A 25893-nucleotide genomic window follows, 5' to 3' on the forward strand; every position below is an offset into this window, starting at 1 on the left:
ATATATGGCAAAACTTAAGAAGAACCCTTCAAAAGCTGGAATTAGCGCAGCAAGCGTAACTGGAAATGCAGGTCCACATAATCACGGTGTGGAAAAAGGACGTCAAGGTAATAACCAACAATATAAGAAGCATAATATGGGCGAAAAATAACGCTATATTTTTGGGCAGAAAACGTGGCATAATGATTAATGGCTGCTTTTTCTGCCCAATTTATTTGTACATATGGAAAACAAAAGAGGGAACGATGATGAAACGAACAATAGTTATGATTGTAATGATTGCTACACTATTTACAGGGATGATTTTCTTCTCTTATGCACAAAGACAACAAACTGTAAGAGTTGATCAGCCTAGTATTACGGGGCAATACGGAATTACAATCGATGCAGACACAGGTGAAATTTTGTATGGCAAACGCGAAGATGAACGCTCTTATCCGGCTAGTATAGCCAAAATGATGACAACCCTTCTCTTACTAGAGAATGTAAAAGAAAATGAAGAAATTACAGTTACAGAAAACGCAATAAAAACAGAAAGTCAAAGTAAAAAAATTAAGCTGCGTGCTGGGGAAAAATTAAAACGGGATGAGGCATTAAAACTTATGCTTATCATTAGTGCAGACCCAATCTCTGAGTCAATTGCAGAACATATCGCGGGATCAAAAAATGAGTTTGTGAAAATGATGAATGCTAGAGCGAAGGAACTTGGTACAAAGCATGCAACTTTCAAAAACGCAAGTGGTGCTGATGCACTTGGAAATAAAGTATCACCATATGACATTGCCATTATTACGAAAGAAGCATTAAAATACCCAATCGTTTTACAATATATGAATTCAGTAAATACAACTCTACATACTTCTGAACGCTCTCCAAAAATCGCAAACTATGGACGAGAGGAACTATATGACGATCCATATGCGATTGGAAGTAAAAGCGGTTTATCTGCACTCGGAAAATATACGGTCGTAACTGTTGATGAGAAAGACGGTAAACGCGTTATTAACGTCGTATTATCTTCTACTCGCGCGCAACTATATCCTGATACGAAGAAAATGGCACATTACGCATTTAAGCAATTAAAATAACCAAGGAGTATGTTCTCCTTGGTTATTTTTTAACCATACCTTTTAATACGAACGCAACGTTCGCTGGACGCTCTGCTAGACGACGCATGAAATAGCCATACCAGTCGTTTCCATAAGGTACATAAACACGCATCTTGTAGCCTTCTTTTACAAGATCAAGTTGACGCTCATTACGAATACCATATAACATTTGGAATTCAAATTGGTCTCTTGGAATATTGTGTTCTTCGGCAAGTTTTTTCGTATATTCAATAATTGCTTCGTCATGTGAAGCAATTGCAGTATAATTTCCATTTAATAAGTGCATTTTAATAATTTTTTTATAGTTATCATCTACATCTTTCTTATCCGGGAACGCTACATCTTCAGGTTCTTTATAAGCTCCTTTTACAAGACGTAAATTAGGACTATAAGCATTTAATTCTTCCATATCTTTTTCTGTACGATATAAGTAAGCTTGAATAACTGTACCAATATTATCGTATTCAGATTTTAATTGTTTAAAGATCTCAATTGTTTTCCCGCAGCGCGTATAGTCTTCCATATCAATTGTAATAAACACACCATTTTCTTTTCCAGCTTCTAAAATACGGCGCATATTGTTCATTACGATTTCATCAGAGATATCTAATCCCATAGAAGTCATCTTTAAAGAAAGCTGCGAATTAAGACCTTCTCTTCCAATTGCACGAATCGCTTCAATCGATTCGCTAGCCATTTCATTTGCTTCCGCTTCGTTATCAACAAATTCACCTAAATAATCGATCGTTACACAAAGGCCTTGCTTGTTCAATTGTTTAATAGCTGCTGTCGCTAATTCGATTGTCTCCCCTGCGACAAAACGACCTGCTCCAAAGCGTAAACCGTACTTTTTAGCTAACTTTGTTAGCGCTTTATTTTTTGACAAGAAAAGAAACGAATTTCGCATTAATTGTTCCATGTAATTCACCCCTATGACTGTAATTTATCTGTTTTTTACCCCTCTTCGAAATTATATCATTCTTTAAAATTATTTGATACAAATAATTATTTAGACAATTTATAAAATACTATAAAAACATTTAAAACCTTATATTCTTGCTTACAAATATAAAGGGAATATTTTTCGACATTTAGAAAAAACGGGTTTACTGGGCCTCAAATAGACATGTCGAAAATATTCGACATGTCTATAAAACCCTTTATATTCCATATAAATTATATAAAGATATTAATAAAGTGAAAATTCAATTAGAATAAGGCGGGCCCTCCCCCTCTGATTATTAACCCTCACCAATCGGGCTTTTACGAGATAAAAAAAGCTTAAGGTGACATTCACCTCAAGCTCTCTTATTTTTCATTTCGCTTCTCTTCATTTATCTTTTTTATATCCGAAATTAACTGTACCATTTCTTCTTTCGCATCGGGATACGTCTCATTCCAATGCTTAACTAAAGCCGGCATCGTCTTAGCTATGTAAGAATACAGTGCCCACTTCTGCACCTGTTCTTTTCTTTCTTCATTGCTCTCTCCAAGTAATAGTTCCGTGTATTTCTCTAACAACCCATCAAATTGTTCGTTAAACTTTTCACTCATCTTATCTACCTCCTATATGAAAAAAGCAGCGAAGATCGCTGCTTTTTCTTATAATTTTGATCGAACAGAGTTTAATTTCTTCTCCATTGTGCTTACTTTATCACGACGATCATCGATACGAATTGTTGTCGCAACGCGCTGTGCACCTTTCGTATATGGAACTTCATGCATTTGTTGAATGACTTCTAGAATGACAGGAAGATCTCCTTCAATAATTGTATTCATTGGTGTTAATTGATACTTCACGTGATCTGCATTTTTCTCTAGCACCTTTTGTACTTCTGCTACATATTCACTAACACTTGGATTACCTGTTCCTACCGGAATAATCGATACGTCAACAATTGCCATAGTAGTCTTCCTCCTATACTTGCTTCTTATATATCCATTGTCTATTTTACCGAAATACTCATCATTTTACTAATTTGTTATTCCTCTATTTTAAATTGCTCAACTAATCTTTCTAAGTCTCTCATGTGCTCCGTCAAGCTTTCCATCGTATGAGCTACCTTTTCTAAATGATTCACTTGAGATTCAGTTGCAGCATTTACCTCTTCCGAAACAGCTGCGCTTTCTTGACTCGTACCGGCAATTGTATGCATTACCTCTGTAATTTCCCCTTGCTCGTGACCTATATTGTTTACTTCTTCTACAATTTTTTCAACTGAGATACTAATCGTATTTACAACCGACATAATTGTACGGAATTCCGTCTCTGCCTCTGTCGTCACTTTATTTTGTATATCAGCAATATCTTTCAATTTACTTACGACCTCTACAACTCGTTTTACTTCTAATTGGACATCGCCAATCATCGTTGCGATTTCTCCTGTTGCCTCTTTTGATTGTTCCGCTAACTTTCGAACTTCCTCAGCCACAACAGCAAATCCCTTACCTTGCTCACCTGCACGTGCTGCTTCAATCGAAGCGTTTAAAGCAAGTAAGTTCGTTTGATCCGAAATACCTTTTATAAGCTCTACAACATTTTGAATCGATCCGACTTTTTGCTCTAACTTACCAGATGCTTCCTCTGTATGAACAACAATCGAAGATGACTCTCCTCTTGTACGAACTAAATTCTGCATCGTATTTAACCCTTGCTTAGATGCCTTTTCCGCTTTACCAGCCACTCCTTCTATTTCACCAACGGAGCTATTCATTTCTTCCACTGACTGCGCCATGTTCTCAAGCTGAGCTGAAACTTCATCTACACTATTGGCAAGAGTAGAAGCTCCCACGCTCACATCATCCATTGCACCTGACACTTCTCTACTAGCGGCCACCGTTTCATTCGTTAAATAATGGAGATTATTCGTTGATTGCTGCACTGTTGATACACTATTTTTAATTTTACTTACCATTTCATTCATTTGCCCAACCATATGATTAAAATGGTTCGTCAGCTCTCCAACCTCATCTTTACTTGTCACTTTCATTTGCAGTGTTAAATCTCCTCCTGCTACTTTTTGAACGTGATTCGTTAATAATTGCAGTGGCCTTGCTAATCTTCTTGAAAATAAATAGGAAGCTACTATTCCAACTAATAAACTAATACATGCCATTATAATGACTGTATTTCTCATACTACTTAACAATCCATCAATTGTTTGTTTCGGATAAAAAATTCCTATCTTCCATTTCATCGCATCAAATAACTGACTATAAACAACTACATCCTCACCTTTTAATGTAGTTTCAGCATATTTTGTAACATCTTTATTCAAACTCTTCAGCAATGGCTCTTTAGAAATATCTTTCCCTATCTTTTCTGGGTAAACAAGAGCTATATTTTTATCATTTATAATAAACATTTCTCCATCATTATTGTATTGAATATTATGAAGTAACTTCTGAATTGTTCCGAGCGATACATCCATCGCAACAACGCCTAATACAGAACCATCTTCAGACGTAATAGCTTTAGAAACCCCTACACTTAACTTTCCTGTCGCGATTTCATATGAAGGTTGTCCCCAATGAACCTTTTTCACATCAGCCTCTGAATCTTTATACCACGGTCTTGTCGTTGGATCATATCCTTCCGGCACTTTTCCACCTTCAGCAAGATTGGCACTTAATGTTTTTTTATCTTTCGTACCAATATATAAATCTAAAATACCAGGATGGTTCTTTTTATACTCCGCAAACTCTTTCGTTAAAAATGCTTCCTCTTCTGGAGTAACTCCATCTTGAATCATATTACGAATCATCTCACTGTTCGCATAATACCCCATATCTTCATCAGTTCTTTGAACAAATGTCGTAAGTTGCTCTGTCACAAGATCCATCGTATTTTGAGAATACTGGTCTAAGGAACTTACTTCTTTCTCTTTCTGTAATTGATACATAGCTGTACCCAATACTACGAACATCATAGAAATAAGCACTGAAAATACTACCGCAATTTTTAAACGTAAACTTCTTAACATCTTTCCCCAAGCATCCCCTTCGCATTAAATTAAAATCTCATTAATCACTATATTAAGTATAATAGATAAAATTAAAAAATTGAAATTAATTCTCACCTTAATACAATTAGAAAACGGACTACCACTTGTGCAAAAACAAATAGTTCATTATCCTTAAAATATAATCTCATTCGTTCGGAGGGAACTATGTTACAAAAATTCGGTTTCTCACAATATGAAAGCCAAGCTTATGAAGTTGTCGTATCAAGCAATGAACCGTTAGATGCTACAACAATTGTGAAGCACTCTGGTGTTCCAAAAGCAAAAATATATGAAGTGCTAGCACGCCTGATAGATAAAGGAATGGTAATGGATTCTGTTTCAGAAAAGAAAAAGTTGTATACAGCATTACCACTAAAACTAGCAATTGAAAAATTAACGACAGAATTCCAATCAAATATTAAAGACTTAGAAACGAATATATCAAAAAAATCATTTACGGATGACCGTGTGTGGAGCTTAAAGATGCAATCTTCTATTCGAGTTCAAAGTAAAGAGCTCATTGAAAGTGCAAAAAAATCGATTCGTATTTCAGCTTGGAATGATACTCTTTCAGAATACCTTCCTTTACTAGAACAAAAAGCAAAACAAGGCGTCCAAATTGAGTCCCTTATAGTTGGAAAAGTAGAAACAGATTTAGAAAACATGCATTTTCTAATCCCAGCTGAAGAACCTAATGCATTAGAGCGCTACTTACTACTCATCGTTGACGACCGTGAAATTTTATTTGCTGGTGTAGAACAAGAGTCATGGCAAGCAATGAAAACAATGTCACAACCTTTCGTGAAGTTCTTTACAGAATTCTTCTATCATGACGTTGCACTTGCGAAAATTACCCAGAAACACCATGATCTCTTTATGGAAGATGAGGAAATTAAGAGTTTGTTGATGAAATTAAGATACTAATTAAATAATAAAAAGGAGTCTAGTTTTTCACTTAGACTCCTTTTCATTTTGTTCCTTTATATCCATCAACAGCTCAATGATTTTCTCATTTTGCTCCACTTGTTTCTCTGAATTTTGATAAATGAAACGAACCCATCTAAAGAGAAAAATTACAAGAAAGAATGGTATGATCGTAAATAAAAAACCAATGATTGAAAAACTTGAATACATATACTATCACCTCGCTATATATACCTTCTTCATTTTTCTACTAACCCCTTCCATTTTTTACAAATAAAAAAAGAACCTATCAAACGATAGATTCTTCTTTCACAAACTGAGTAGAACGTCCTCTCGTAATGGAGAAAATCGCACAAAGCAGTGCTAATATAATAAAGCCACCGCCTACCCAAGCGTTATATATAACAGATGATTTTTCAATAACAACTCCGCCTACTGTTGAACCGAGCGCAATTCCTAAGTGAAGGGCAGAGTTATTTAAACTTTGCTGAATACCAGCTGATTCTGGTGCAATTTCAATTAAATAGTTTTGTTGTGCTGGTGAAATAGCCCAGCTCAGCATACTCCAAAGTCCCATCATAATAATGAAGAGCGGGAATGAGAATGTCATCATTGGCAATATGAAGATCGCACACGCAAATACGATAATAATTGAAATAATACTTTTCTTCGATCCCCATTTATCAGCAAGCAAGCCCCCAAGGCCGCCTCCAAGTACCGCTGCAATTCCGAAAATGAAGTAAAATACACTAATCCAATCCGCTTCAACATGCATCACATCTTTTAAAAATGGTGTTAAGTATGCATACAGTGTTAAATGACCTGTTAAAAATAAAAATGATGTTAACTGTGCACTTACAATTTTTTTATCTTTCAACGTAGCAATTTGTTCTCTTATTGATAATACCGATGTCGGCGGTACTTTCGTTAAGAATAATGAAATACAAGCGATTGCCATAACTGTTAATATCGAAATGAATACAAATGGTGCACGCCATCCATATTCATTGCCGAGCACAAGACCAAGTGGTACCCCAAGTACGAGAGAGCCACTAATCCCCATGAAAATAATTCCAATTGCACGCGCACGAAAATGCGGTTCTACAACGCTAGAAGCAAGTGTTACAGATAGCGCAATAATTAATGAACCACTTGCCGCACAAATTACCCTTGAGAACATTAACATTTCGTAATTTACACTAAATGCTGAAATAATATTTCCGATTAAGAAAATTGATAATGCCCCAATGTATAATGTTTTTCTTTCAAACTTTCCTGTTACCGCTAATAAAACTGGACCTGATAAAGCAAATACTACTGAAAATATTGTTATAAGCTGACCAGCTGCGCTAATAGATACTCCTAAATCATTGGCAACTAAATCAAGCGTTCCTCCTATAATTAGCTCAACCGTTCCGACTACGAAAGCCGCAATAGCTAAAATATATACACGAAAATTCAAGTCTTTCCCCACGCTTTCTATTTTGGTTACTACTATTATAGTAACCAAAATAGAAACTGTAAGCAAGTACAATTTTTTTACAATAAAAAAGGTAGGCGCATTATACACCTACCCCTCCATCATTCAGTTTCTTTCTTCTTATTTAAATACCAATACACCGGAAGTCCAGTAAAGACAATTCCAATTGATAAGAAACAACTTACCGGATCATTGATAATTGCACTACCAATTACAAAGAACGAACCTAAAATCGCTACGATTGGTACGATTGGGAATAAAGGTACACTATATGCACGCTCTTTATTCTTATTACGTTTTCTTAAAATGAAGACACCAATAAACGTCATTACATAGAAAATATAAATAATGAATACGGAAATCTCAGATAGCTTATTTGGATCACTAATAATCATTAAAATAATTCCTAAAATGATTTCAACAGTAATTGCATTTGCTGGTGTTTTAAATCTCGGACTTTCCTTTGCAATAAACTTAGCAAATGGAAGTTGTCCACGTTCTGCCATCGACATCGGGATACGTGGGAACGTTAAAATCTTTCCATTTAAACAACCGAAAATAGAAACGATAATACCGATACTAATAATTTTTCCGCCATATTCTCCAAGTAGCATGCCTGCAGCTGTCGCTGTTGCATTTTCTCCAAGGTCTACAATTTGTGTTGCTGGTAATACATTCAGTAACGCCAAGTTAATTAATACGTAAGCAGCAGTTACAATTAAAATACCAACTGTCATTGCCTTCGGTAATAACTTTGTTGGATTCTTCATTTCTCCGCCGATGGAAGCGAGTAAAATCCAACCGTCATAAGCAAATAAAGTTGCTAAAATTGCCATACCTATACTTTGATTTTCTGATATCGGCACTACTACGTTAAAAATATCACTATTTCCTTTCCAAAAGCCTAATACAACAATTAAAATGATCGGAATCATCTTCCCTATTGTCGTAACCGTTTGGACGATACCTCCATATTTTGTCCCCATACTATTTACAACGCCTAGGAACACAACGGTACCAATTGCGATTGGTAAATTCCATACTTTATCTAAATAGAAAAAATTGATCATTAAAGAACTAAAATACAACCCTAACGTTCCAATAATAGCTGGGCCATACACAATCGTTTGCATCCAGCCTGATAAATACCCCCAAAAACTTCCGTAAATCTCCTCTAAATACGTATACAACCCACCATTTTTCGGGATTTGCGCTCCAATTTCAGCTACTGTTAAACCACTTGCTAGTGTCAACAGACCACCAATTACCCAAGCAAGAATAGCCATATTAGAACTCCCTGAGTAATCTAATACGCTCCCTGGTTTCATAAACACACCAGATCCAATGATAGTCCCTACTACGATAGAAAGCGCTACTGTTAAACCAATTTTGTTTTTCTCATCATGATGCATGCTGCGTATCCTCCTTCCAATCCTAGTGTGATGCAAAAATGAAATAAAAAAACACTCCTCCCTAAAAAAGGGACGAGTGTTATATTCGTGGTTCCACCCTTGTTTCAATTCGCAAAGTTACATACTTCACCAATTTCTCAAGTCTAAATAACGGTTTTTGCCGGCAAGCAATTACTAGGTATCCGTTCACTGCTGCAGTTCAGAGGTGGTAATCTATTTTCCCGTACTAGGAAGCTCACAGCCAAAGGCTTCCCTCTCTGAGAATCGTAAAAAATTGATCATGTCCTCATCATCACTTCTTGATGTCGAATTTTGTAGTTATTGTTCATTATATTGAATTGTTAGAAAAAATCAATATATTTTTTATATAACATAAGAAATATTTCTCTTCTTATATTATAACAGAAGGTACGACACTTCTCCATTTCCCTAAAAATGGTACAATCTATTTAGGAGGTGCACCAATAATGATTGCTGTCTTTTGTATCATCGCTACGTTTCTCTCCGTTCTATTCGCTATCATGCATCGGCAAAAGTATCCTGGTTATAGCATTTTAGCGGTAGCTATTATGCCAGCTGTTTCCTTCTACGTATTGGGTAAATATCAATATACGGAAGTGTTTATCGGTTTTGCAATCTTCTACTGCATCTTTGGATACATACTAACAATGAAAAGAATTTTATTGAATCATTAAAAGAGACCGATTTCTATAAGTAGAAATCGGTCCTCGCATGTACCTTCCGGTTGCCCACACGAAAGATACATAACTCAATTATTTATCTTCTTTTTTCATAAAAAATTTATGATGTGGAAGATTCACATTTAATTCCTCTAATTGTTTCTTTTCATTTTCTAGAACTGCTTTTGCTTTTGCCTTTGTTGCTTCATCTAATCCCGCGAAGATGTCTTCATGCTTCTCTTTCCCTGGAAGTTTCACGCCTAACTTTGTTAATTCTTCTTTTGCTTGTTCACGTGTTAATTTTCCGGATTTCTCTTGCTCTAAAATCGATTTCGCTTTTTCTTTCGCCTGATCATCTAATCCTGCAAACATATCCTTATGTTTACCCTTCTCTGGCAATTTCACGCCTAGCTTTGTTAATTCTTCTTTTGCTTGTTCACGTGTTAATTTTCCGGATTTCTCTTGCTCTAAAATTGACTTTGCTTTTACTTTCGCCTGATCATCTAATCCTGCAAACATATCCTTGTGTTTACCCTTCTCCGGCAATTTCACACCTAGCTTTGTTAATTCTTCTTGCGCTTGTTCATGTGTTAACTTCCCAGATTTCTCTTGCTCTAAAATTGATTTTGCTTTTTCTTTCGTTTGATCATCTAATCCCGCAAGCATATCTTTACGTTTTTCTTTCTCTGGAAGCTTTACACCTAGCTCCTCTAATTGTTTCTTTGTATCGTCCATAATTGTTTTCACTTTTTGTTTTGTAGCGTCATCTAAATCTTTCTTCACCGTTTTTGTAGGCTGATCCACTGCTGGAGTATTCGTTGCCGCAAATGCTGGTACACCCACTCCTCCTATAATTCCAAATGATAAAGCACCTGCAATTGCTAAATACCCAACTGTTTTCTTCTTCATAGGAAATTTCCTCCTTCATATTTCTAAAGCATGTACACTTTCGTATACAATGCCTATAGTAATATTGGTTTCTTAAAATTCCCTTAACGACTTAACAAAAAAACACCGCTCATCACGAGCGGCGTTGTTCTAAGCTTTTTGTAATTGTAATTCTTCACGTTCCATTATTTTTCTTAATACAATTGTTTGTGTCATTGTAAATAGGTTACCTGTAATCCAATACAGTACAAGACCTGATGGCGCCGCAAATCCCATAAATAGAATCATTGCTGGCATCATAATTTGCTGCATTTTTAGCATTTGTACTTGTTCTCCAGGTGTGATATTAGATTGGAAAACTTTCATCTGAATAAATGTCGTTAACGCTGCAATAATCGGTAATATATGATATGGATCTGCATGTCCTAAGTTCACCCATAAAAATGAAGATGTGCGAATCTCTTCTGTTCGGCTAATCGCATAATACAAAGCAGAGAAAATCGGCATTTGTATAAAGATTGGCCAACAACCAGCAAGTGGATTCCAACCGCCTGATTTCATTAGTTCTGACATTTCTTTTTGATACTGCTTTTGTTTTTCAAGATCTTTGCTTACATCACCGTATTTTTTCTTTAGCTTCTGCAATTCAGGTTGCATTTTTTTCATTTTCGCTTGGCTACGGTATTGTGAAACAGCTAATGGAATCATTGCTGAACGAATAACGAGCGTCATGATAATGATCGCAATCCCGAAGCTAGCTCCAGGTATATGATGAGCAACAAATTGAATCATAAACGAGATTGGATATACAAAGTAATGATCCCAAATCCCAGTACTATGTGCATCAATTGGGGCCGCATTACTGCAACCAGATAAAACAAAAACAAGTAATAATGATAAACTAACGAGCACAGCTCGATATGATTTTAACATGTTCATTCCTCCAATGTTTCGTAATTATTTAGCGAAACATTGGTGTATACGGACCGACCTCGTCATTCTCTTCACTTGATTCTTGTCTGCGAACAGAACGAATCATTCCATATTTATAAAAAATAGAAAATAGCGTTACATTTCCTGCACTATCTTCACATGTATCAACTAACGCAAAAGCTCTTTGTTTACCGCTCGATGCTTGCTGACGCACAAAGCGAGAAACATTGGCAAGGAAGAAAACTTCTAATAAACAAAGCGCCGTTGTTACAAACGATATATATAGAATTGCATCCTGCAATAAAAATTCCATCGCTTCACATCCTTAATAAGCTCATTTTAGCACATCGGGCAAATATTCTCTATTTCCTTTTATTTTCAAAAAAAGTATTTTGCATATTTTCTCAAGAAAACAATAATTAAGAAACATTGTATTCGCTTTCTTTAGTATATTCACGCACATCAATGAATAGGCTTGATTTATTAGAAATTTATAAAATTTTTGCATTATAATAAAACTATTGCCAGTTTTTGAAAAAACCTTTATTCTCTTCTTGTAATCAAAAATGAATATGGAGATGAAACATACTATGGGTCAACTAGGAGACGCCGATTACGTTCCCGACACCGCCTTTTTATCTTTCCCAGCAGCTAAAACATTTCACTTAGAATTTATGATACAGTTGGTTGTTATTTTCATAGCTTCTATTTTGTATGCAATTTCTATGAACATGTTTTTTATCCCGCATAATATGATTAGCGGTGGATTTGCTGGTGTAGGGATGATTATCGGTTATTTAATGCATTACAATATCGGTGCACTTATCTTTTTACTAAACATTCCTCTTCTTATTTTAAGTCACTTTTACTTAGGCAAGAAGACAACCTTTTTAACAGCGTATTTTGTAGCTGTATCATCTTTAGCGATGAACATTATCCCAGTACATCAAGTTTCAGACGATATTTTACTTTCTTCTGTATTCGGTGGTGTAATTTGCGGAGCAGCTTCAGGAATCATATTCCGATTTGCTTCTTCAACAGGTGGTTTTGATGTCGTTGGATTGATTGTAGCAAAACATCGAGATATTTCGATTGGAGCAATCATCTTTGGATTCAACTTGATCTTACTTGTTGCAGCAGGATTTATTTTCGGATGGGATATTACGCTTTATACGTTAATTAGCCGGTTTGTAGTCAGCAAAGTAATTGATGCCGTGCATACAAAACATATTAAATTAACGATAATGACAGTTACAGAAAAAGGTGAGGAAATAAAAAGCGCACTATTACATCACGGCATACGCGGGGTGACAATGGTAGATGCTGTCGGCGGCTATACAAACCATAAGAAAAAAATGATTTACACTGTCGTGACTCGATATGAGTTAGGCGAAATGAAACGTATTATCCGTCAAGTGGATAACAAAGCATTCATGAACATTACTGAAACAGTTGAAATTGTCGGCCGTTTCAAACGCATATAAAAAAGCGCAAGGAACTAACATTCCTTGCGCTTTTTATTTTTTACACTTATTACAAAATCAGATAATTCTATTATTGTGTCCCTAAATGTGTTATAATGAAAACAGACTCACAAAAAAAGAGTATATAGACTTGGAAGTTTCTCATATTTTACAAACAAAAAGAAACGAGAAGTCGGGTATATTTCAGTCACCATACACGTAACGGTTTAAAAACCGATCATCTTAGTTATTCTTCACTAATCTTTTTATAAAAAGATACGTACAACTAAAATTCACTTCAATATACTATACCTACCTTTTTGACTTCCAAATCATCTTATTACATAAGGAGATGAACATATGAATCAATATATACGATATACAATAGCTGTCCTGTTTGCCATTATCGGCGGTGTGATTTGCTTCTGGACAAACACTCAGCTTGGAGAGAATATCATTTTTAATGGAATCGAAACACTTGTAAGCGCTTCAATTTTAGGCGGATACATTTATTTCCTCTTCAATCCAGAAGAAAATGCTCAAAAAACAATGTTATTAACAATGATCGGAATCGTTGGTGGATGTATTTCCTACTCAATGACAAACTATACATTACCACTTCAATTAAGCTCTGCTTTCTTCCACGGTCTATGGACTTGGTTTATCGCATTCTGCCTAGCAGATGTATTCAATCTTTTACAAGACACTGAAGAAGAAAATGGTCGTCAAATTGAAAGTAACTCGTAAGCTGGAAGAATATCTTCCGGCTTTTTTGTTTGCTATTCTTTCCTGTTCATACTCCATCACCAAAATAAAAAGAAGTTACCTCCACGGCAACTTCTTTTCCATATACCCCACTTAGTATTCACTTAAATATATCAACGATTTTTCAAATATATCGATCGTTTCTCCACTTATATCAACGATTTTTTCATTATATCGACGATTCGACACAAGATATCGATTTAACGACAACCTTCGACACTTGAAACACACAACATACCCTATCCCCCAAGCAACTTACTGCCGAACTCTACGATTAAAAAGATAATTAATAGGATCGCGAGTATCTTTAATGCTACATATGCTACTTTAAAAACAACATAAATGAGCAAGACTATCAAAACAATTGATAAAATTTCCATATTTACTTCCTCCAAGCTTTGCTCTTCTTATCTTATTTTACTCGTCCTAGGCTGTTTATGGAACGTTATAAGATGACATATAAAAAAGAGGATACCTCACCCATCGTAAGATACCCTCGCCTGTAGCTGCTCAAACCATTCTCTCTCTACTTGTAAATATCCCATTCCACTCTTCTCAGCACTCTCCAATTCTTTATCAGCTTTCTTCATATAAGTGCGGGAAGCTTCCATATCGTCCTCTAAATATTTAATAATTCCTTGTGCACGGTAATATCCGTTTAAATCCATTTTGGTAATGGCCTTTGCATGTTCCTTTGCTTCTTGCAGAGAAAGGCTATTTATCTGATAAAGAGCTTTATATAAAAGATACCAACTATGAAAACTACTAACGAAAAATTTATTTTCCTTCGTTACAGATAGTTGAACAATTTGTTCTATATACGGTATTGCTCTTTCCATTCCCCTTTGATCAGCTCGGGCATAAAAGACGAGCATAAGTCCGCTCATTATCTCTCTTATACTTTTATCCTCTTTTAATTTTTCCTCACTAAGTTCTACTAATCTCTCATCCCAATCTTTCGGTCTTTTATAACTAAATAACTCACTCGATATTTGAATCGTATATAAATGCTGCTTAGCTTTTTCATCATCTTTAATTAAAATGAGAAATTGCATACCATCACTCAGAAGCGTTCCTTTTATCGGCACGATTGTAACTGCAAAAATCACAAAGTGGAAAACGGAAAAATATAAAAGATATTGATAATAACTCACCATATATATCTAACCTGAAGTAATACCGAATAGTAAACTCATAATTGGCCCACCTAAAGTCATCCACGCCCATTTCTTTGAAAGGTTCGGTGTCTCTATAGAAGACGGCGCTAACATCACCACGCCACCAAAGTACGCCCATAATTTATTTTCTCGAATGCGTAATTTCCCTTTTTCCTTTTGAACAGTGATAGGTCCTACTGTCATAAATTTAAAATTCAAACCACCTATCAAACCAAATACTACGTGCCCTAGCTCATGAATGGCTAACACTAATACTACAATTCCAAATACTGCCCATATATTCAACATTACTTCTAATTTCCCAGTTCGGATTACTCCATATAAAATGGACAAAACTAGCGCCACCGTCATTGAACTAGCTGGCCTTCTTAAAATATCCACTCTTTTCTCTCCTTAATAAATCATTTTCCTCTGCATTTCGTACATAAATTTTCCGAGATGCAATATCCAAATAAATGAGATTAAGCCAATTAATACAAAATCGATATTACTAGCCGCTGTATATATAACGGCAGCCCACCATACATATGCCAATATTGTATTCGTAAATTCATACGCTTTATATCCAGCCTCATGCACAATGTGTTTTAATCCTTCATCTGCGTTTTTCGTCCACATTTTCATAGATTCCATATATGTTACACCTTGTTCAGGATATAGCTTATTATAACGATTTTTTGTTATGAGCCCGATAATCACTACAGTAGTTAAACAAACAATAGAAGCTACTAAATTCCACACCGCAAATGAAACATTTGTATCCTGTAACAGTGCACGTCTACATGTAATAACTGCATATACAAACCATGCCTGCGTAACTATATCACCTACACGTAAATATATACTTATAATGCCTAATTTTCTGCCTTGTACGCTCTCTTCTTCATCGCGTGCTTCCGCTAACATACGTGTATTCTTCCAAGTGTAGTACATCATTAAAATTCCAAAAATAGTACATACACCTATAAATAGATTAGATGATAATTTTCTCGGTTCATCCGAGAGTAAATCTAAAGCTATATAAGATGTTAAAAAACCACCCATCATACTTAATGCTATTTTTCCCACAAAATCAAATTGTTTTTTTCGTTTACTCTTCATCGTCCTCTTCCCCCTCCACTAACGTGAATATTTCCTCCACCGGTACATTGAAAATTTTTGCGATTTTTAACGACAATACAATAGATGGTGCATAATCCCCACGCTCAATTAAACTAATCGTTTGCCGTGATGAGCCAATCGCTTTCCCTAAATCCCCTTGTGATAAACGATGCTTTGCTCGCAATTCCCTCACTCGATTTTGAAGCTTCATATCTTCCCTCTTTTTCATTTATTTAATTAAAATTGTAAATAATATCCTTATTTTTGTCAATTATAATTGTCATTACGACTATAATAATTGACAAAAATAAGGATGTATTATGATGAAAATAACCTATATAATGAATGTGAAATATTAAACAAAGGAAGTGACATATGAATAAAACATCTACTTTTTCCTATATTCTTACTAAGCTTACAGCGACTTTCTTATTATTATTATTATTATTAGCACGCTTCTCTTAACAACTAGTCAACAAACATTATATAGTTTCTTAGCTGGATTACGAGAACTGCTATATGTTCCCTTCGTTCCTATTCTTGCTACATATGCAATTTTTTGTTCTATTTGCATCGATAAATTGAAATTAAAAACACATACAAGACTGAAGACATTATTACTTTATATTTTTTGTGGCTATTTATTTTTTCTTCTCTTCCTAATATTTAAAGAAGCTAGTCTAATACAGTTCTTGTTCCTCGGATCAATTGGTGCAGTATGTTCTCTTTCTTTCTATTTATGTACAGTTATAGCAACAAAATTTAAGTGGCTACAATATTTCGTACCAAGCATTGTGTTTATTATATTTATCACAATTAACTTAGTAGATTTAGAAAGGTTTGGAACATCAAAAGAACAATGGGTCGAAACAAAAACAGATAACTCTTTCGAAGCATCTTTTCAACATTTTAGTGGTAAACATAAAGTCCCAATTGAACTAAAACGAGGGGACATATTAGAATTCACCATTGAATCACGAGCTGAAAATTCGAATGGCTACATGGGGGACATAAAAATGGCTAGTGAATTTCAAGAGGAAGAAAAATATTTAGCTCCAGCTGGACCTAACACATACCAGTTCGCGGCAATTAAGACAGGAACTTATTACATTATAGTTAGCGGAAATCAGCTAAAAGGAAAGTTAAAAATAGATTGGAACATAAAATGAAACTTTAATCAGCCCTCACCAATCGGACTTTTACGGGCAGCCCGACAAATAGCGGGATAAAATAAAAAAGGCAGTGCTTTTGCACTGCCTTCCTAAATTTTGACATAGAATGGATTCCATATTAACTTGCGTTTTGTAACAATACTCGTTTTAACTGTTTACGGAAACGAATGCCTAGCGTAATTGCTACGATTACGATAACTCCAAAAATGATTTTACCAATATGACCTTCTAACACCCCAAAAATATCATGTAAGTTTCCACCTAACCAATAACCACCGATTAAGAAGAATGACACCCAAAACAGAGCACCTGAATAAATTGTAATCGCAAAACGACGGAATGGTAGATTAATAATTCCTGCAAAGTATCCTGTAAAATGGCGTACACCAGGAATAAAGAAACCGATAAAGATCAGGAAGTACCCATACTTATCAAACCACATTCTTGTTAAGTCGATTTTTCTTTGTGTTAAAAATACGTATTTCCCATATTTTTGAACGAAAGGCATACCTAATTTATTTCCTAAAAAGTATTGAATCGTCATTCCTACACTTGTCCCAATAAAGGATAAGATAATTAAAATTGGTAAACTTAAATCACCCTTCTGTGCTAAAAATCCCGCATATGCTAATGTTGGCTCTCCCGGAAACGGAAGCGCAATATATTCTAACAGCAACCCGACAAGTACAACATAATACCCGTATTGCTGAAATAATTCATGAACCCATTCCATGTCATCTCTCCTTTCAGTCACGTACAACTTCTTACTATTATTGTATAAAAAAAATGTCGAAATAACTATCACAATAGCTTACATTTTTATTACATTTTTGTAAGGCTCACACTAAATTTTTTTGTTCTCTATTTACTTATATCTATTAGCATTTAAAAACAAGCTAACAACTATATATCACGCGAATGAAATCCATTAATATACATTTTTTATCCAATTTTTAACACTAAAAAACTATCTTATTTTGTTCTCTATAAAAAACCACCACAAACTCATACGAACTTCATATTAGCTTCATATACGTATTGTAAGATTATATCGGAATTTGTTGAAAAATTTAGCTAATATATGACTAAACATTAAATTGAATAAATATAAGTCGCTTTTCGAAATTGAAAAAAGGGTGAATAAGAAATGGAAGCTTATAAAATGCACGATTTTATTAATACGAATGTTGAATCTCATCAAAATGAAACCGTTTTTAATTTACAAATATGTGAAACAAATGAATTTGACGTAAGTTTAACAAAATCTACTACGCTGTCTTTTATCGTTTCAAAAAAGAACATTAAGATTGTCACTAGAAAATGGGTGAATTCAAATCCAGAAAGCATGATTGGCAAAAGCTACATCATTCCAACGAAAGCTTTTCACTATTTCTTACCAATTATTTCTGAAACTGAAGATGAACTAAATATTCAAGTTCAAAGTTTTGGACTACATGGTGAGCTTTTATTAAACGAAAGATTACTTATTGATAAAAACAACAAATGCAATCCAAAGATTACTACCTTCTTTGAAACATTAGATGAAAATGTTAATCAAGCATTACGAGGATTACAAATTCATTGTATGTAAGACTACTACAAGAAGTAAAAGGAGAATATAATGAAAAAATTATTATTAAGTGCGCTATTATCATTAGGATTTTTAACTCTTCCATTCACTACTGCAGAAGCAGCTACAACGAAAGATCAGCTTATCGTAAACACACAACTAAATAAAATGGATTATTATCAAAATGGAAAATTCATAAAAAGTTTCACTGTCGCTACTGGAAAAGCAGCAACACCTACACCTAAGGGTACTTTTCAAATTGTAAATAAAATTAAAAACCGTCCTTACTATACAGGAAAAATTAAAGGCGGCGATCCACGTAATCCACTTGGGGACCGCTGGCTCGGATTAAATATGGCAGGAACTTACGGAACAACGTATGCGATTCATGGAACTAACAATAATCAAGCAATCGGGAAAGCAACAACACTTGGTTGTATTCGTATGTTTAACAATGATATTCACTGGTTATTTGAGCGCATTCAGCAGCAAGCTACTGTCACTGTAAATTAACCTAAGAACAAGATTTACGTGTAGCCAAGAATTTTATGTCTTGGCTTATTTTATTTATTCATTTACAGTAGCAAAACAACTGTATTTACATATATAATAAAAATAGATTGCGTTCAACATCATCGTAACATTGATAAACATGGATATTAAAATTATACAGTTATAATATTTTATAAATTTTACAATACATACTATAATAGAACTACTGTAATTCTGAAATATTCAGTGACACTAAACAATCCCCCTTGCTACTTTCATTACTATTTTATAGCGGGGGCTTATTATATGTATAAACAATCTGAGTCATCCGAAAAATGATGAATTCGAATATTGCAGTAAAAAGCGTTATTTAGGAGGTGTTACTATGACGCATATACTGGTGATTGAAGACAACCCAGATATACAAGAACTTATTCGTGAATTTCTAATGGCACAAAACTTTACTGTTGATGTAGTTGGTGCTGGTACAGAAGGCATTCTTCTTTTCCAAAAAAATTCATACGACCTTGTCCTCCTCGATGTAATGTTACCAGATATAGATGGCTATAGTATTTGTAAAATTATGCGAGGACAATCTGATGTACCAATCATTATGCTAACAGGCTTACATAATGAAGAAAGTGAAATTAAAGGATTTGAGTTAGGTATTGATGACTATATTACAAAACCGTTCCATTACACCGTATTTATAAAACGTGTAGAAGCTGTATTGAGAAGGGCAGCAACGAAGGAAGCAGAAGCTGCAACTATACTACAATTCCATGAATTGATGTTAAATTCTACAGCATATGCCGCTTATGTTCATGGTAATCAAATTGAATTGACTACAAAAGAATTTGAAATTATATATACTTTACTGCAAAATCGGGGAAAAGTACTATCAAGAAGTGATTTGTTGAATAAGGTATGGGGCTATGAACATTTTGGTGATGTGAGAGTTATAGATACACATATTAAAAACTTACGAAAAAAATTAGAAATTCCTTATATTAAAACGGTGAAAGGCATTGGCTACAAAATCGAATCGTAGCAAAGACAACATCACCAAAAATATATTCATCAAAACCTTATTATTTTGTATTTTGTTATCACTTTGTCTTTATCAAATTATTTATTTTCTAGCCTCAAATTACGATAAAGATCGTTTGAGAGCGTCTGGAACGCAAACTGCGGAACAAGCGGAATCAGACAAACAAAACGACCAAAGTAAAACAAAGCAAAATAAAGCTGTGTCAGAGAGTAGCATCTCTAATTTTCAATCTTCTCAAATAGACATGAATACACTCTCTACAGCCATCAATCATCTTTTGCAGCCTAGCCAAACTGCAAAAGCAAAAGAACATGCACAAAATATTCCGGGGAAAAGTAACACAACGTCTTCACTTACAGAAGCGGAAAAGCAAGTTACTAACAATGATGCCTTACATACACAAAATGCAGCAAGTAAAACAAATGATACACATGATAATCCATCGTTAACAGATGTGTTGCAGCAATTAGCTCCACATATTGGGGCGACAATGCTTGCATTATCTCTGCTTGGATCTTTAATCTACGCAAAAATAATCGCCAAACCTTTCCAATATATGAGCGATGCTTTAAAAGATATTATGAATCTTGATTTCTCAGATAAAAAGCTACTTAACAAAAATACAGATCAAACAGATTTTAATTTGCAAGTAGCTGCCTCACAAGTACCTACTATTGTGAAAAATTTACATGAAAGCAATCAAGATTTAAGAAATGAAATCAAGAAGGAACAACAATTAGAACAATCTCGTAAAGAATTTATGTCTATGATATCCCATGAATTAAAAACACCAATCGCAGCCGTTATGGGACAACTCGATGGCATGATTCACGGAATTGGCGCTTATAAAGATAGAGATAAATATTTAAAACGTTCATATGAGATGATGCAAGATATTAACATATTAACGGAAAAGGTGTCAGAATTATCCAAAATACAAAACCCTCAATTTAAACCCAATTTAAAAGTTATCTCATTGACTAATATTATTGAGGACGTTATAAAGAAAGTAGATTATTTTGTATCTGTAAAACAGTTAAATGTTCAATCTAACATTAAACAAGATGTACAAATTTTAGCTGATCCTAAATTTATGCAAACTGCTATTTTTAACATTATTTCAAACGCAATTCATTATACAATTGACCATCAGCATGTATATATAAAGCTTTATGAAAAGCCAAACGGTTACGCATTAGAAGTATTAAATACAGGTTCTCAAATTGATGAAGATAAACTTGCCCATTTATTTGAGCCATTCTATCGCGCAAATCCTGACAAACATGGCTTAGTACAAGGTAGTGGTCTTGGGTTATATATTGTAAAACAAATATTAGATAAACATCAGTTTCCTTATGGAATACAAAACACACCTCAAGGTGTAAAATGCTCCATTGTATTCCCAAAGGCAATGTAAAACCTATTGTAATTTCATACCCCAAATTCATACTTTGTATGAATGGCGGAATTTTGTAGAGTATGTTACTCTGTTTCGTTCGCCCGTTGTCCTTATTTGGATAGCGGGCGTTTTTTATTTTAAAAGGAGGATTTTTATGGAGAAGTTTAAGTATTCACTACTCGTTTTACTCGGTGCTTGTAGCTACGGCTTGCTTTCAACTATTTTCAAACTCGGATTTATTAACGGATTTTCAGCACATCAACTATTAGGGGGACAATATGTCTTCGGATGGATTGGACTACTTCTGCTCGTTCTTTTCTTTTCACGCCATAAAGTAACAAAAAAGCAATTCTTGTCATTATTAACAGTCGGCACAACAATGAGTATGACTGGTATTTTCTATGCTATTTCTGTAGAAGAACTGCCAGCATCTATCGCTGTCGTTCTACTCTTCCAGTTCACATGGATCGGAGTAGTCATCGAAGCTATTGCAAATCGAACGTTTCCAAGCCGTGAAAAAGTTATATCTATCATCATTTTATTCACTGGTACATTGTTTGCTGGCGGTGTCTTTGAAGGTCTAGGAGAAAGTTTTTCTACGAAAGGTATTATCTTTGGATTATTAGCTGCTGTCTCTTTTTCATTCTATGTTTTTGCAAGTGGACGCGTTGCTACAGATGTTCCGCCTTATACGAAAAGCTTTCTCATGACAACAAGTGCTACCCTTATCGTCTGCCTATTCTTCCCGCCAACCTTTTTAACAGATGGTGCCCTGCAAGCCGGTCTATGGAAATATGCTTTCTTCCTCGGATTGTTCGGCGTTGTCGTACCTGTCATTTGTTTTTCAATTGGTGTACCGAAAGTCGGAATAGGACTTGGTACAATATTAGGAGCAGCTGAATTACCAACGGCCATTATCGCTTCTATTACACTTGTACATGAAGTTGTAACGCTTATGCAGTGGATTGGAATTATATTTATATTGTTTGGTATTTTCACTCCTCAGCTCCTTACGTATAGAAAAGAAAACAAACATAATCGTGTGCATAGTGCATAAGAAAAGACCTTTCATTTACTTGAAAGGTCTTTTCTCTCTCGTTCACTTTACCGCTCCATACAGTTTCTCTATCTCATGCTCAATTTGTTTTACATCGATTCGCTCAAATAATGGCTGTACGCTATCAATTCTATTCGGCAACGTATTTTGCGGTTCCCAATTTCGTTTAACAATCGACAATGTGTTTCGAACTCTTTCACTTGAAAATGGTAAAAATGGTTCAAGGAGATTTGCAAAATTAGCGATAAGATAAACACAATTATAAATCGTTTCTTCACATGAAACTGGATCATCTTCTCTTTGTTTCCAAGGCTGCTTTTCGTCAAAGTATTTATTTGCAAAACGTACTGCATCAAATATTGTCTCTAACGCCACCTTAAATTTAGTTTGTTCAATAGCCGCTCCTACATATTTATATAATCCTTCTACTTTATCTTTCAGCTCTACATGAATAGTTCCCTTCGGTACAACGCCATCATAATACTTTTCAATAAACCTTAATGTCCGATTCACAAAGTTCCCATATGCACCTAACAATTCACTATTATGACTGTAAATAAACTCACGCCACGAAAAATCAGTATCACGATTTTCTGGTGCATTTACTGTTAAAAAGTAACGGATCGAATCTGGATCATAGCTTTCTAATATATCAGGTACCCATACTGCCCAGTTTTTACTTGTCGATAATTTTCTTTTTTCTACCGTTAAATACTCATTTGAAACGATATGACGAGGAATCGCTTCTTCTCCTACTCCAAGTAATACCGCTGGCCAGATGATAGAGTGAAATGGAATATTATCCTTTCCGTGTACATAATACGTTTTCGTTTCTTTATCCCAAAACTCTTGGTCATCTTTCCCTGTTTTTTCAGCCCAATGTTTACTTGCAGAATAATATCCTGTCACTGCTTCAATCCATACGTAAATTTTTTTATCTTCATACCCTTCTACTGGAATTGGTACCCCGATTGGTAAATCACGTGATACAGCCCTATCTAGTAATCCTTCCTTAACATATCTCTCTGTTAGTTGAATCGCATTGTCACGCCATGCCCCTGTTTGCTTTGCGATTTCTACATCCCTTTTAACTTGCTCCTGAAATGTATGCAATGCGAAATAGAAATGCTCTGTTTCCTGTACAGATGGCGTACTACCACATAACTTACATTTCTTTTCTAACAAATCGAGTGGATCTAAAATGGCCGAACAAGCATCACATTGATCTCCTCTTGCTGCTTCATGGCAATGAGGACAAACTCCTTCTACGTAACGATCTGGTAAAAACTGTGTACACGTTTCGCAATATGCTTGTTCCACTGTTTTTTTATAAATATAACCTTCCTCTAATAAACGTAAAAAAACTTTTTGAACTGTTTCATGATGATGCTCGCTATCTGTACGTGTATAGCAATCATAAGTAAAACCAAGGCTATGAAAACATCGCTCAAACTCTTCGTGATACTTATCAGCAATTTCTACCACCGTCACACCTTCTTGTTTTGCTCTAATTGTAATGGGTGTTCCATTACAATCACTTCCTGAAACATACAACACATTCTCACCTTTTGCCCTGTAATAACGTGCTAAAATATCTCCCGGTAACAAACTAGCAATATGCCCAAGATGTAACGAACCATTTGCATACGGCCAAGCGCCTCCAATAAAAATACTCATCTTACATTCCTCCTTTTAAATATAAAAAAGCCCCACCCTTATCTTAAAAAAGATAAGGGCGGGGCTGTATAAACAGTCGCGGTACCACCTTATTTCGCCAATTACTCACATAATTAGCCTTAACAAGTACGGAGCTATGTGCTCTTATACTGTGGTTTTGATAACGAGTACCAACTCTCGTCGCCGCCTACTATTATCATTTGATAAGTTCAGGACGAAGCTCAAAGGCCATTGTTCAAATGAGTATTCTTGCTTCTTCTCACCTACCGAAGCTCTCTGGAAAGAATGGTTTCATCCTACTTTTCCTTTTCAACGCTTTTACGTATAACACGTATTTTACGACTTAATTACAGAAAAATCAAACTCTATTTCAAAAAACAGGAAATCCCATCTTCCTGCCGAATAACTATACGTTCACAAAAGGAGTGATAATATTGAATCAAAAACAACTAAGCGCACGTAATGAAAAAAGCTGGAATGCAGCTGCTTATGAAGCTTGGACGAATCGCCACGGGGCGCCAGTTGATTATGCGAAAAAGATTATGGAAGAGCCCACACGCGAAGTAGCACATTATTTACCTTACATACAATCGCCAAAAGGAAAACGTATTATTAATTTACTCGGGTCAAAAGGAAATAAAGCCGTCGCTCTTTCCCTATTAGGATCTGACGTAACAGTTGTTGATATTTCAGCGAGTAATGCCAAATATGCAAATGAACTTGCAGAAGCCGCTGGTGTCTCTATCCAATACATCGTCTCTGATGTACTGGATGTAAATCTTTCCGAATCATTTGATGTCGTCTTGCTGGAACTTGGTGTACTTCATTACTTTTTAGATTTAAAACCACTCTTTCAAAAGATTGCTAACTTACTTAAACAAGATGGAATGCTTATTCTTCGTGATTATCATCCTGTTTACACTAAATTATTAGGTGTAGATCATCCATCATTTCGGGCCAATGGAAATTATTTCGATAAAGAATTGATTGAAGATGATGTTGCTTATAGCATTCTTCTTACAGAATCGCAGAAAGAGGCTTTACCGAAAACAAACATACGCCGCTGGACATTAGGAGAAATTGTTACAACACTTGCGGAAGAACGTTTTAAAATTGAAAAGCTAGTTGAAGAACACGGATCTCATCAAAGGTGGGTTTTCCCTTCTACTTCACCTGAAGGAATTGAAGAACGTATACCAGGTCTATATACATTAATTGCGACAACATGCAAAAAAGGATCCCTTCACGGATAGGATCCTTTTTGCATGCTTACGCATATAAGTTGAGGTTGGAGATTACCATAATTCTGTAGAATAGGACACAAGATATTTCAACATTTTGTCTCTGACTTACGTCGTCAAAAAGGGGTATGACCAACATAACGAAGAGTAATGTTTCAGTTGATACTGATAATCGTTATCAACTAATTAAAAGTATACATGATGTTATTTCAAATTACAATACCATTTCTAATTTTTATTTATGAATTTTTTGATATACAAATGTATACATTTTAAGAACATTTACTCACATTAATC

Annotated in this window: 27 protein-coding genes, 2 pseudogenes and 2 other annotated features; of the genes and pseudogenes, 13 read left to right on the forward strand and 16 right to left on the reverse strand. The window is 35.0% G+C overall.

Annotated elements, in window-relative coordinates:
- Nucleotides 1-4 precede the first annotated feature (4 nt).
- Entirely contained in the window at nucleotides 5-151 is a 147-nt protein-coding gene (locus tag G9F74_RS08755; RefSeq protein WP_001096344.1) for a YuzL family protein, read from the forward strand.
- 97 nt (nucleotides 152-248) lie between these two features.
- Nucleotides 249-1088, forward strand: coding sequence for a D-alanyl-D-alanine carboxypeptidase family protein (locus G9F74_RS08760; RefSeq protein WP_000831489.1), 840 nt, complete (start codon nucleotides 249-251; stop codon nucleotides 1086-1088).
- Between the two features lie 22 nt (nucleotides 1089-1110).
- Here the strand turns inward: G9F74_RS08760 and G9F74_RS08765 are convergent, their stop codons facing one another.
- The 4 genes from G9F74_RS08765 to G9F74_RS30660 all read right to left on the reverse strand — a co-directional run bounded on the left by G9F74_RS08765 (nucleotide 1111) and on the right by G9F74_RS30660 (nucleotide 5092).
- Nucleotides 1111-2028, reverse strand: coding sequence for a proline dehydrogenase family protein (locus G9F74_RS08765; protein ID WP_016107207.1), 918 nt, complete (start codon nucleotides 2026-2028; stop codon nucleotides 1111-1113).
- 389 nt (nucleotides 2029-2417) lie between these two features.
- The gene (locus tag G9F74_RS08770) at nucleotides 2418-2663 is read right to left on the reverse strand and encodes a YusU family protein (RefSeq protein ID WP_001290590.1); all 246 of its coding nucleotides are present in this window, start codon (nucleotides 2661-2663) and stop codon (nucleotides 2418-2420) included.
- A 48-nt stretch (nucleotides 2664-2711) separates the two neighbouring features.
- A complete protein-coding gene (locus G9F74_RS08775; protein WP_165406219.1) occupies nucleotides 2712-3014 on the reverse strand; it encodes an MTH1187 family thiamine-binding protein in 303 nt (100 codons plus the stop codon).
- A 77-nt stretch (nucleotides 3015-3091) separates the two neighbouring features.
- Entirely contained in the window at nucleotides 3092-5092 is a 2001-nt protein-coding gene (locus tag G9F74_RS30660) for a methyl-accepting chemotaxis protein (protein ID WP_016107208.1), read from the reverse strand.
- A 186-nt stretch (nucleotides 5093-5278) separates the two neighbouring features.
- Here G9F74_RS30660 and G9F74_RS08785 point away from each other — a divergent pair, with 186 nt between their 5' ends.
- Nucleotides 5279-6037, forward strand: coding sequence for a TrmB family transcriptional regulator (locus G9F74_RS08785; protein WP_000939471.1), 759 nt, complete (start codon nucleotides 5279-5281; stop codon nucleotides 6035-6037).
- 27 nt (nucleotides 6038-6064) lie between these two features.
- Here G9F74_RS08785 and G9F74_RS08790 read toward each other — a convergent pair whose 3' ends face one another.
- From G9F74_RS08790 to G9F74_RS08800, 3 genes are all read right to left on the reverse strand, one after another.
- Nucleotides 6065-6247 carry a hypothetical protein gene (locus G9F74_RS08790; RefSeq protein WP_000287384.1) on the reverse strand — a complete coding sequence of 61 codons (183 nt, stop codon included), beginning with the start codon at nucleotides 6245-6247 and terminating at the stop codon, nucleotides 6065-6067.
- A gap of 79 nt (nucleotides 6248-6326) precedes the next feature.
- On the reverse strand, nucleotides 6327-7511 hold the full coding sequence (locus tag G9F74_RS08795) for an MFS transporter (protein ID WP_131202376.1): 1185 nt from the start codon (nucleotides 7509-7511) through the stop codon (nucleotides 6327-6329).
- A 107-nt stretch (nucleotides 7512-7618) separates the two neighbouring features.
- Nucleotides 7619-8929 carry an APC family permease gene (locus G9F74_RS08800; protein ID WP_000546326.1) on the reverse strand — a complete coding sequence of 437 codons (1311 nt, stop codon included), beginning with the start codon at nucleotides 8927-8929 and terminating at the stop codon, nucleotides 7619-7621.
- A gap of 65 nt (nucleotides 8930-8994) precedes the next feature.
- Nucleotides 8995-9231 (reverse strand) — a binding site (T-box leader).
- A 165-nt stretch (nucleotides 9232-9396) separates the two neighbouring features.
- Here G9F74_RS08800 and G9F74_RS08805 point away from each other — a divergent pair.
- The gene (locus G9F74_RS08805; RefSeq protein WP_000562240.1) at nucleotides 9397-9624 is read left to right on the forward strand and encodes a hypothetical protein; all 228 of its coding nucleotides are present in this window, start codon (nucleotides 9397-9399) and stop codon (nucleotides 9622-9624) included.
- A 78-nt stretch (nucleotides 9625-9702) separates the two neighbouring features.
- Here G9F74_RS08805 and G9F74_RS08810 read toward each other — a convergent pair whose 3' ends face one another.
- The 3 genes from G9F74_RS08810 to G9F74_RS08820 all read right to left on the reverse strand — a co-directional run bounded on the left by G9F74_RS08810 (nucleotide 9703) and on the right by G9F74_RS08820 (nucleotide 11743).
- Complete coding sequence (locus G9F74_RS08810; protein ID WP_000730876.1) at nucleotides 9703-10518, reverse strand: hypothetical protein; 816 nt, start codon at nucleotides 10516-10518, stop codon at nucleotides 9703-9705.
- Between the two features lie 129 nt (nucleotides 10519-10647).
- Nucleotides 10648-11430, reverse strand: coding sequence for a membrane protein insertase YidC (gene yidC / locus G9F74_RS08815; RefSeq protein ID WP_000920530.1), 783 nt, complete (start codon nucleotides 11428-11430; stop codon nucleotides 10648-10650).
- Between the two features lie 28 nt (nucleotides 11431-11458).
- Nucleotides 11459-11743: a hypothetical protein gene (locus tag G9F74_RS08820; protein WP_000394928.1), complete on the reverse strand. Its 285-nt coding sequence runs from the start codon at nucleotides 11741-11743 to the stop codon at nucleotides 11459-11461.
- 277 nt (nucleotides 11744-12020) lie between these two features.
- Here G9F74_RS08820 and G9F74_RS08825 point away from each other — a divergent pair, with 277 nt between their 5' ends.
- Both G9F74_RS08825 and G9F74_RS08830 read left to right on the forward strand, forming a co-directional pair.
- Nucleotides 12021-12914 carry a YitT family protein gene (locus G9F74_RS08825; protein ID WP_000530041.1) on the forward strand — a complete coding sequence of 298 codons (894 nt, stop codon included), beginning with the start codon at nucleotides 12021-12023 and terminating at the stop codon, nucleotides 12912-12914.
- Between the two features lie 339 nt (nucleotides 12915-13253).
- On the forward strand, nucleotides 13254-13640 hold the full coding sequence (locus tag G9F74_RS08830; RefSeq protein WP_001077779.1) for a DUF3938 domain-containing protein: 387 nt from the start codon (nucleotides 13254-13256) through the stop codon (nucleotides 13638-13640).
- 257 nt (nucleotides 13641-13897) lie between these two features.
- Here G9F74_RS08830 and G9F74_RS08835 read toward each other — a convergent pair whose 3' ends face one another.
- The 4 genes and pseudogenes from G9F74_RS08835 to G9F74_RS08850 all read right to left on the reverse strand — a co-directional run bounded on the left by G9F74_RS08835 (nucleotide 13898) and on the right by G9F74_RS08850 (nucleotide 16148).
- Nucleotides 13898-14038 carry a DUF3985 family protein gene (locus G9F74_RS08835; RefSeq protein WP_000404759.1) on the reverse strand — a complete coding sequence of 47 codons (141 nt, stop codon included), beginning with the start codon at nucleotides 14036-14038 and terminating at the stop codon, nucleotides 13898-13900.
- A gap of 96 nt (nucleotides 14039-14134) precedes the next feature.
- Nucleotides 14135-15187, reverse strand: a pseudogene (locus G9F74_RS08840) (site-2 protease family protein).
- A gap of 42 nt (nucleotides 15188-15229) precedes the next feature.
- Nucleotides 15230-15937, reverse strand: a complete 708-nt coding sequence (locus G9F74_RS08845; protein WP_000837706.1) for a DUF3169 family protein — start codon at nucleotides 15935-15937, stop codon at nucleotides 15230-15232.
- A complete protein-coding gene (locus G9F74_RS08850) occupies nucleotides 15927-16148 on the reverse strand; it encodes a helix-turn-helix transcriptional regulator (RefSeq protein ID WP_000776158.1) in 222 nt (73 codons plus the stop codon). The genes G9F74_RS08845 and G9F74_RS08850 overlap by 11 nt, the downstream gene beginning before the upstream one ends.
- A 164-nt stretch (nucleotides 16149-16312) precedes the next feature.
- Between G9F74_RS08850 and G9F74_RS08855 the strand changes: the two are divergent.
- Nucleotides 16313-17106: pseudogene (locus G9F74_RS08855) on the forward strand (hypothetical protein).
- 121 nt (nucleotides 17107-17227) lie between these two features.
- On the opposite strand, the gene G9F74_RS08860 reads toward G9F74_RS08855, so the two are convergent.
- Nucleotides 17228-17842: a DedA family protein gene (locus G9F74_RS08860; RefSeq protein WP_000455364.1), complete on the reverse strand. Its 615-nt coding sequence runs from the start codon at nucleotides 17840-17842 to the stop codon at nucleotides 17228-17230.
- Between the two features lie 414 nt (nucleotides 17843-18256).
- On the opposite strand from G9F74_RS08860, the gene G9F74_RS08865 reads away from it, so the two are divergent.
- From G9F74_RS08865 to G9F74_RS08885, 5 genes are all read left to right on the forward strand, one after another.
- The gene (locus tag G9F74_RS08865; protein ID WP_000388765.1) at nucleotides 18257-18700 is read left to right on the forward strand and encodes a DUF3978 family protein; all 444 of its coding nucleotides are present in this window, start codon (nucleotides 18257-18259) and stop codon (nucleotides 18698-18700) included.
- Between the two features lie 30 nt (nucleotides 18701-18730).
- Nucleotides 18731-19192, forward strand: coding sequence for a L,D-transpeptidase (locus G9F74_RS08870; protein WP_000735064.1), 462 nt, complete (start codon nucleotides 18731-18733; stop codon nucleotides 19190-19192).
- A 364-nt stretch (nucleotides 19193-19556) separates the two neighbouring features.
- On the forward strand, nucleotides 19557-20222 hold the full coding sequence (locus tag G9F74_RS08875; RefSeq protein WP_000148831.1) for a response regulator transcription factor: 666 nt from the start codon (nucleotides 19557-19559) through the stop codon (nucleotides 20220-20222).
- Nucleotides 20200-21639: a sensor histidine kinase gene (locus G9F74_RS08880; protein WP_000201947.1), complete on the forward strand. Its 1440-nt coding sequence runs from the start codon at nucleotides 20200-20202 to the stop codon at nucleotides 21637-21639. The genes G9F74_RS08875 and G9F74_RS08880 overlap by 23 nt, the downstream gene beginning before the upstream one ends.
- A gap of 136 nt (nucleotides 21640-21775) precedes the next feature.
- A complete protein-coding gene (locus G9F74_RS08885) occupies nucleotides 21776-22678 on the forward strand; it encodes an EamA family transporter (RefSeq protein ID WP_016107213.1) in 903 nt (300 codons plus the stop codon).
- 42 nt (nucleotides 22679-22720) lie between these two features.
- On the opposite strand, the gene metG is transcribed toward G9F74_RS08885, so the two are convergent.
- Entirely contained in the window at nucleotides 22721-24355 is a 1635-nt protein-coding gene (metG, locus tag G9F74_RS08890; protein ID WP_016107214.1) for a methionine--tRNA ligase, read from the reverse strand.
- Between the two features lie 51 nt (nucleotides 24356-24406).
- Nucleotides 24407-24677, reverse strand: a binding site (T-box leader).
- 112 nt (nucleotides 24678-24789) lie between these two features.
- Here metG and G9F74_RS08895 point away from each other — a divergent pair.
- Nucleotides 24790-25608, forward strand: coding sequence for a class I SAM-dependent methyltransferase (locus G9F74_RS08895; protein WP_001072219.1), 819 nt, complete (start codon nucleotides 24790-24792; stop codon nucleotides 25606-25608).
- Nucleotides 25609-25893 lie beyond the last annotated feature (285 nt).

This window comes from Bacillus sp. EKM202B (genome assembly GCF_011066025.1).
Classification (GTDB): Bacteria; Bacillota; Bacilli; order Bacillales; family Bacillaceae_G; genus Bacillus_A; species Bacillus_A toyonensis.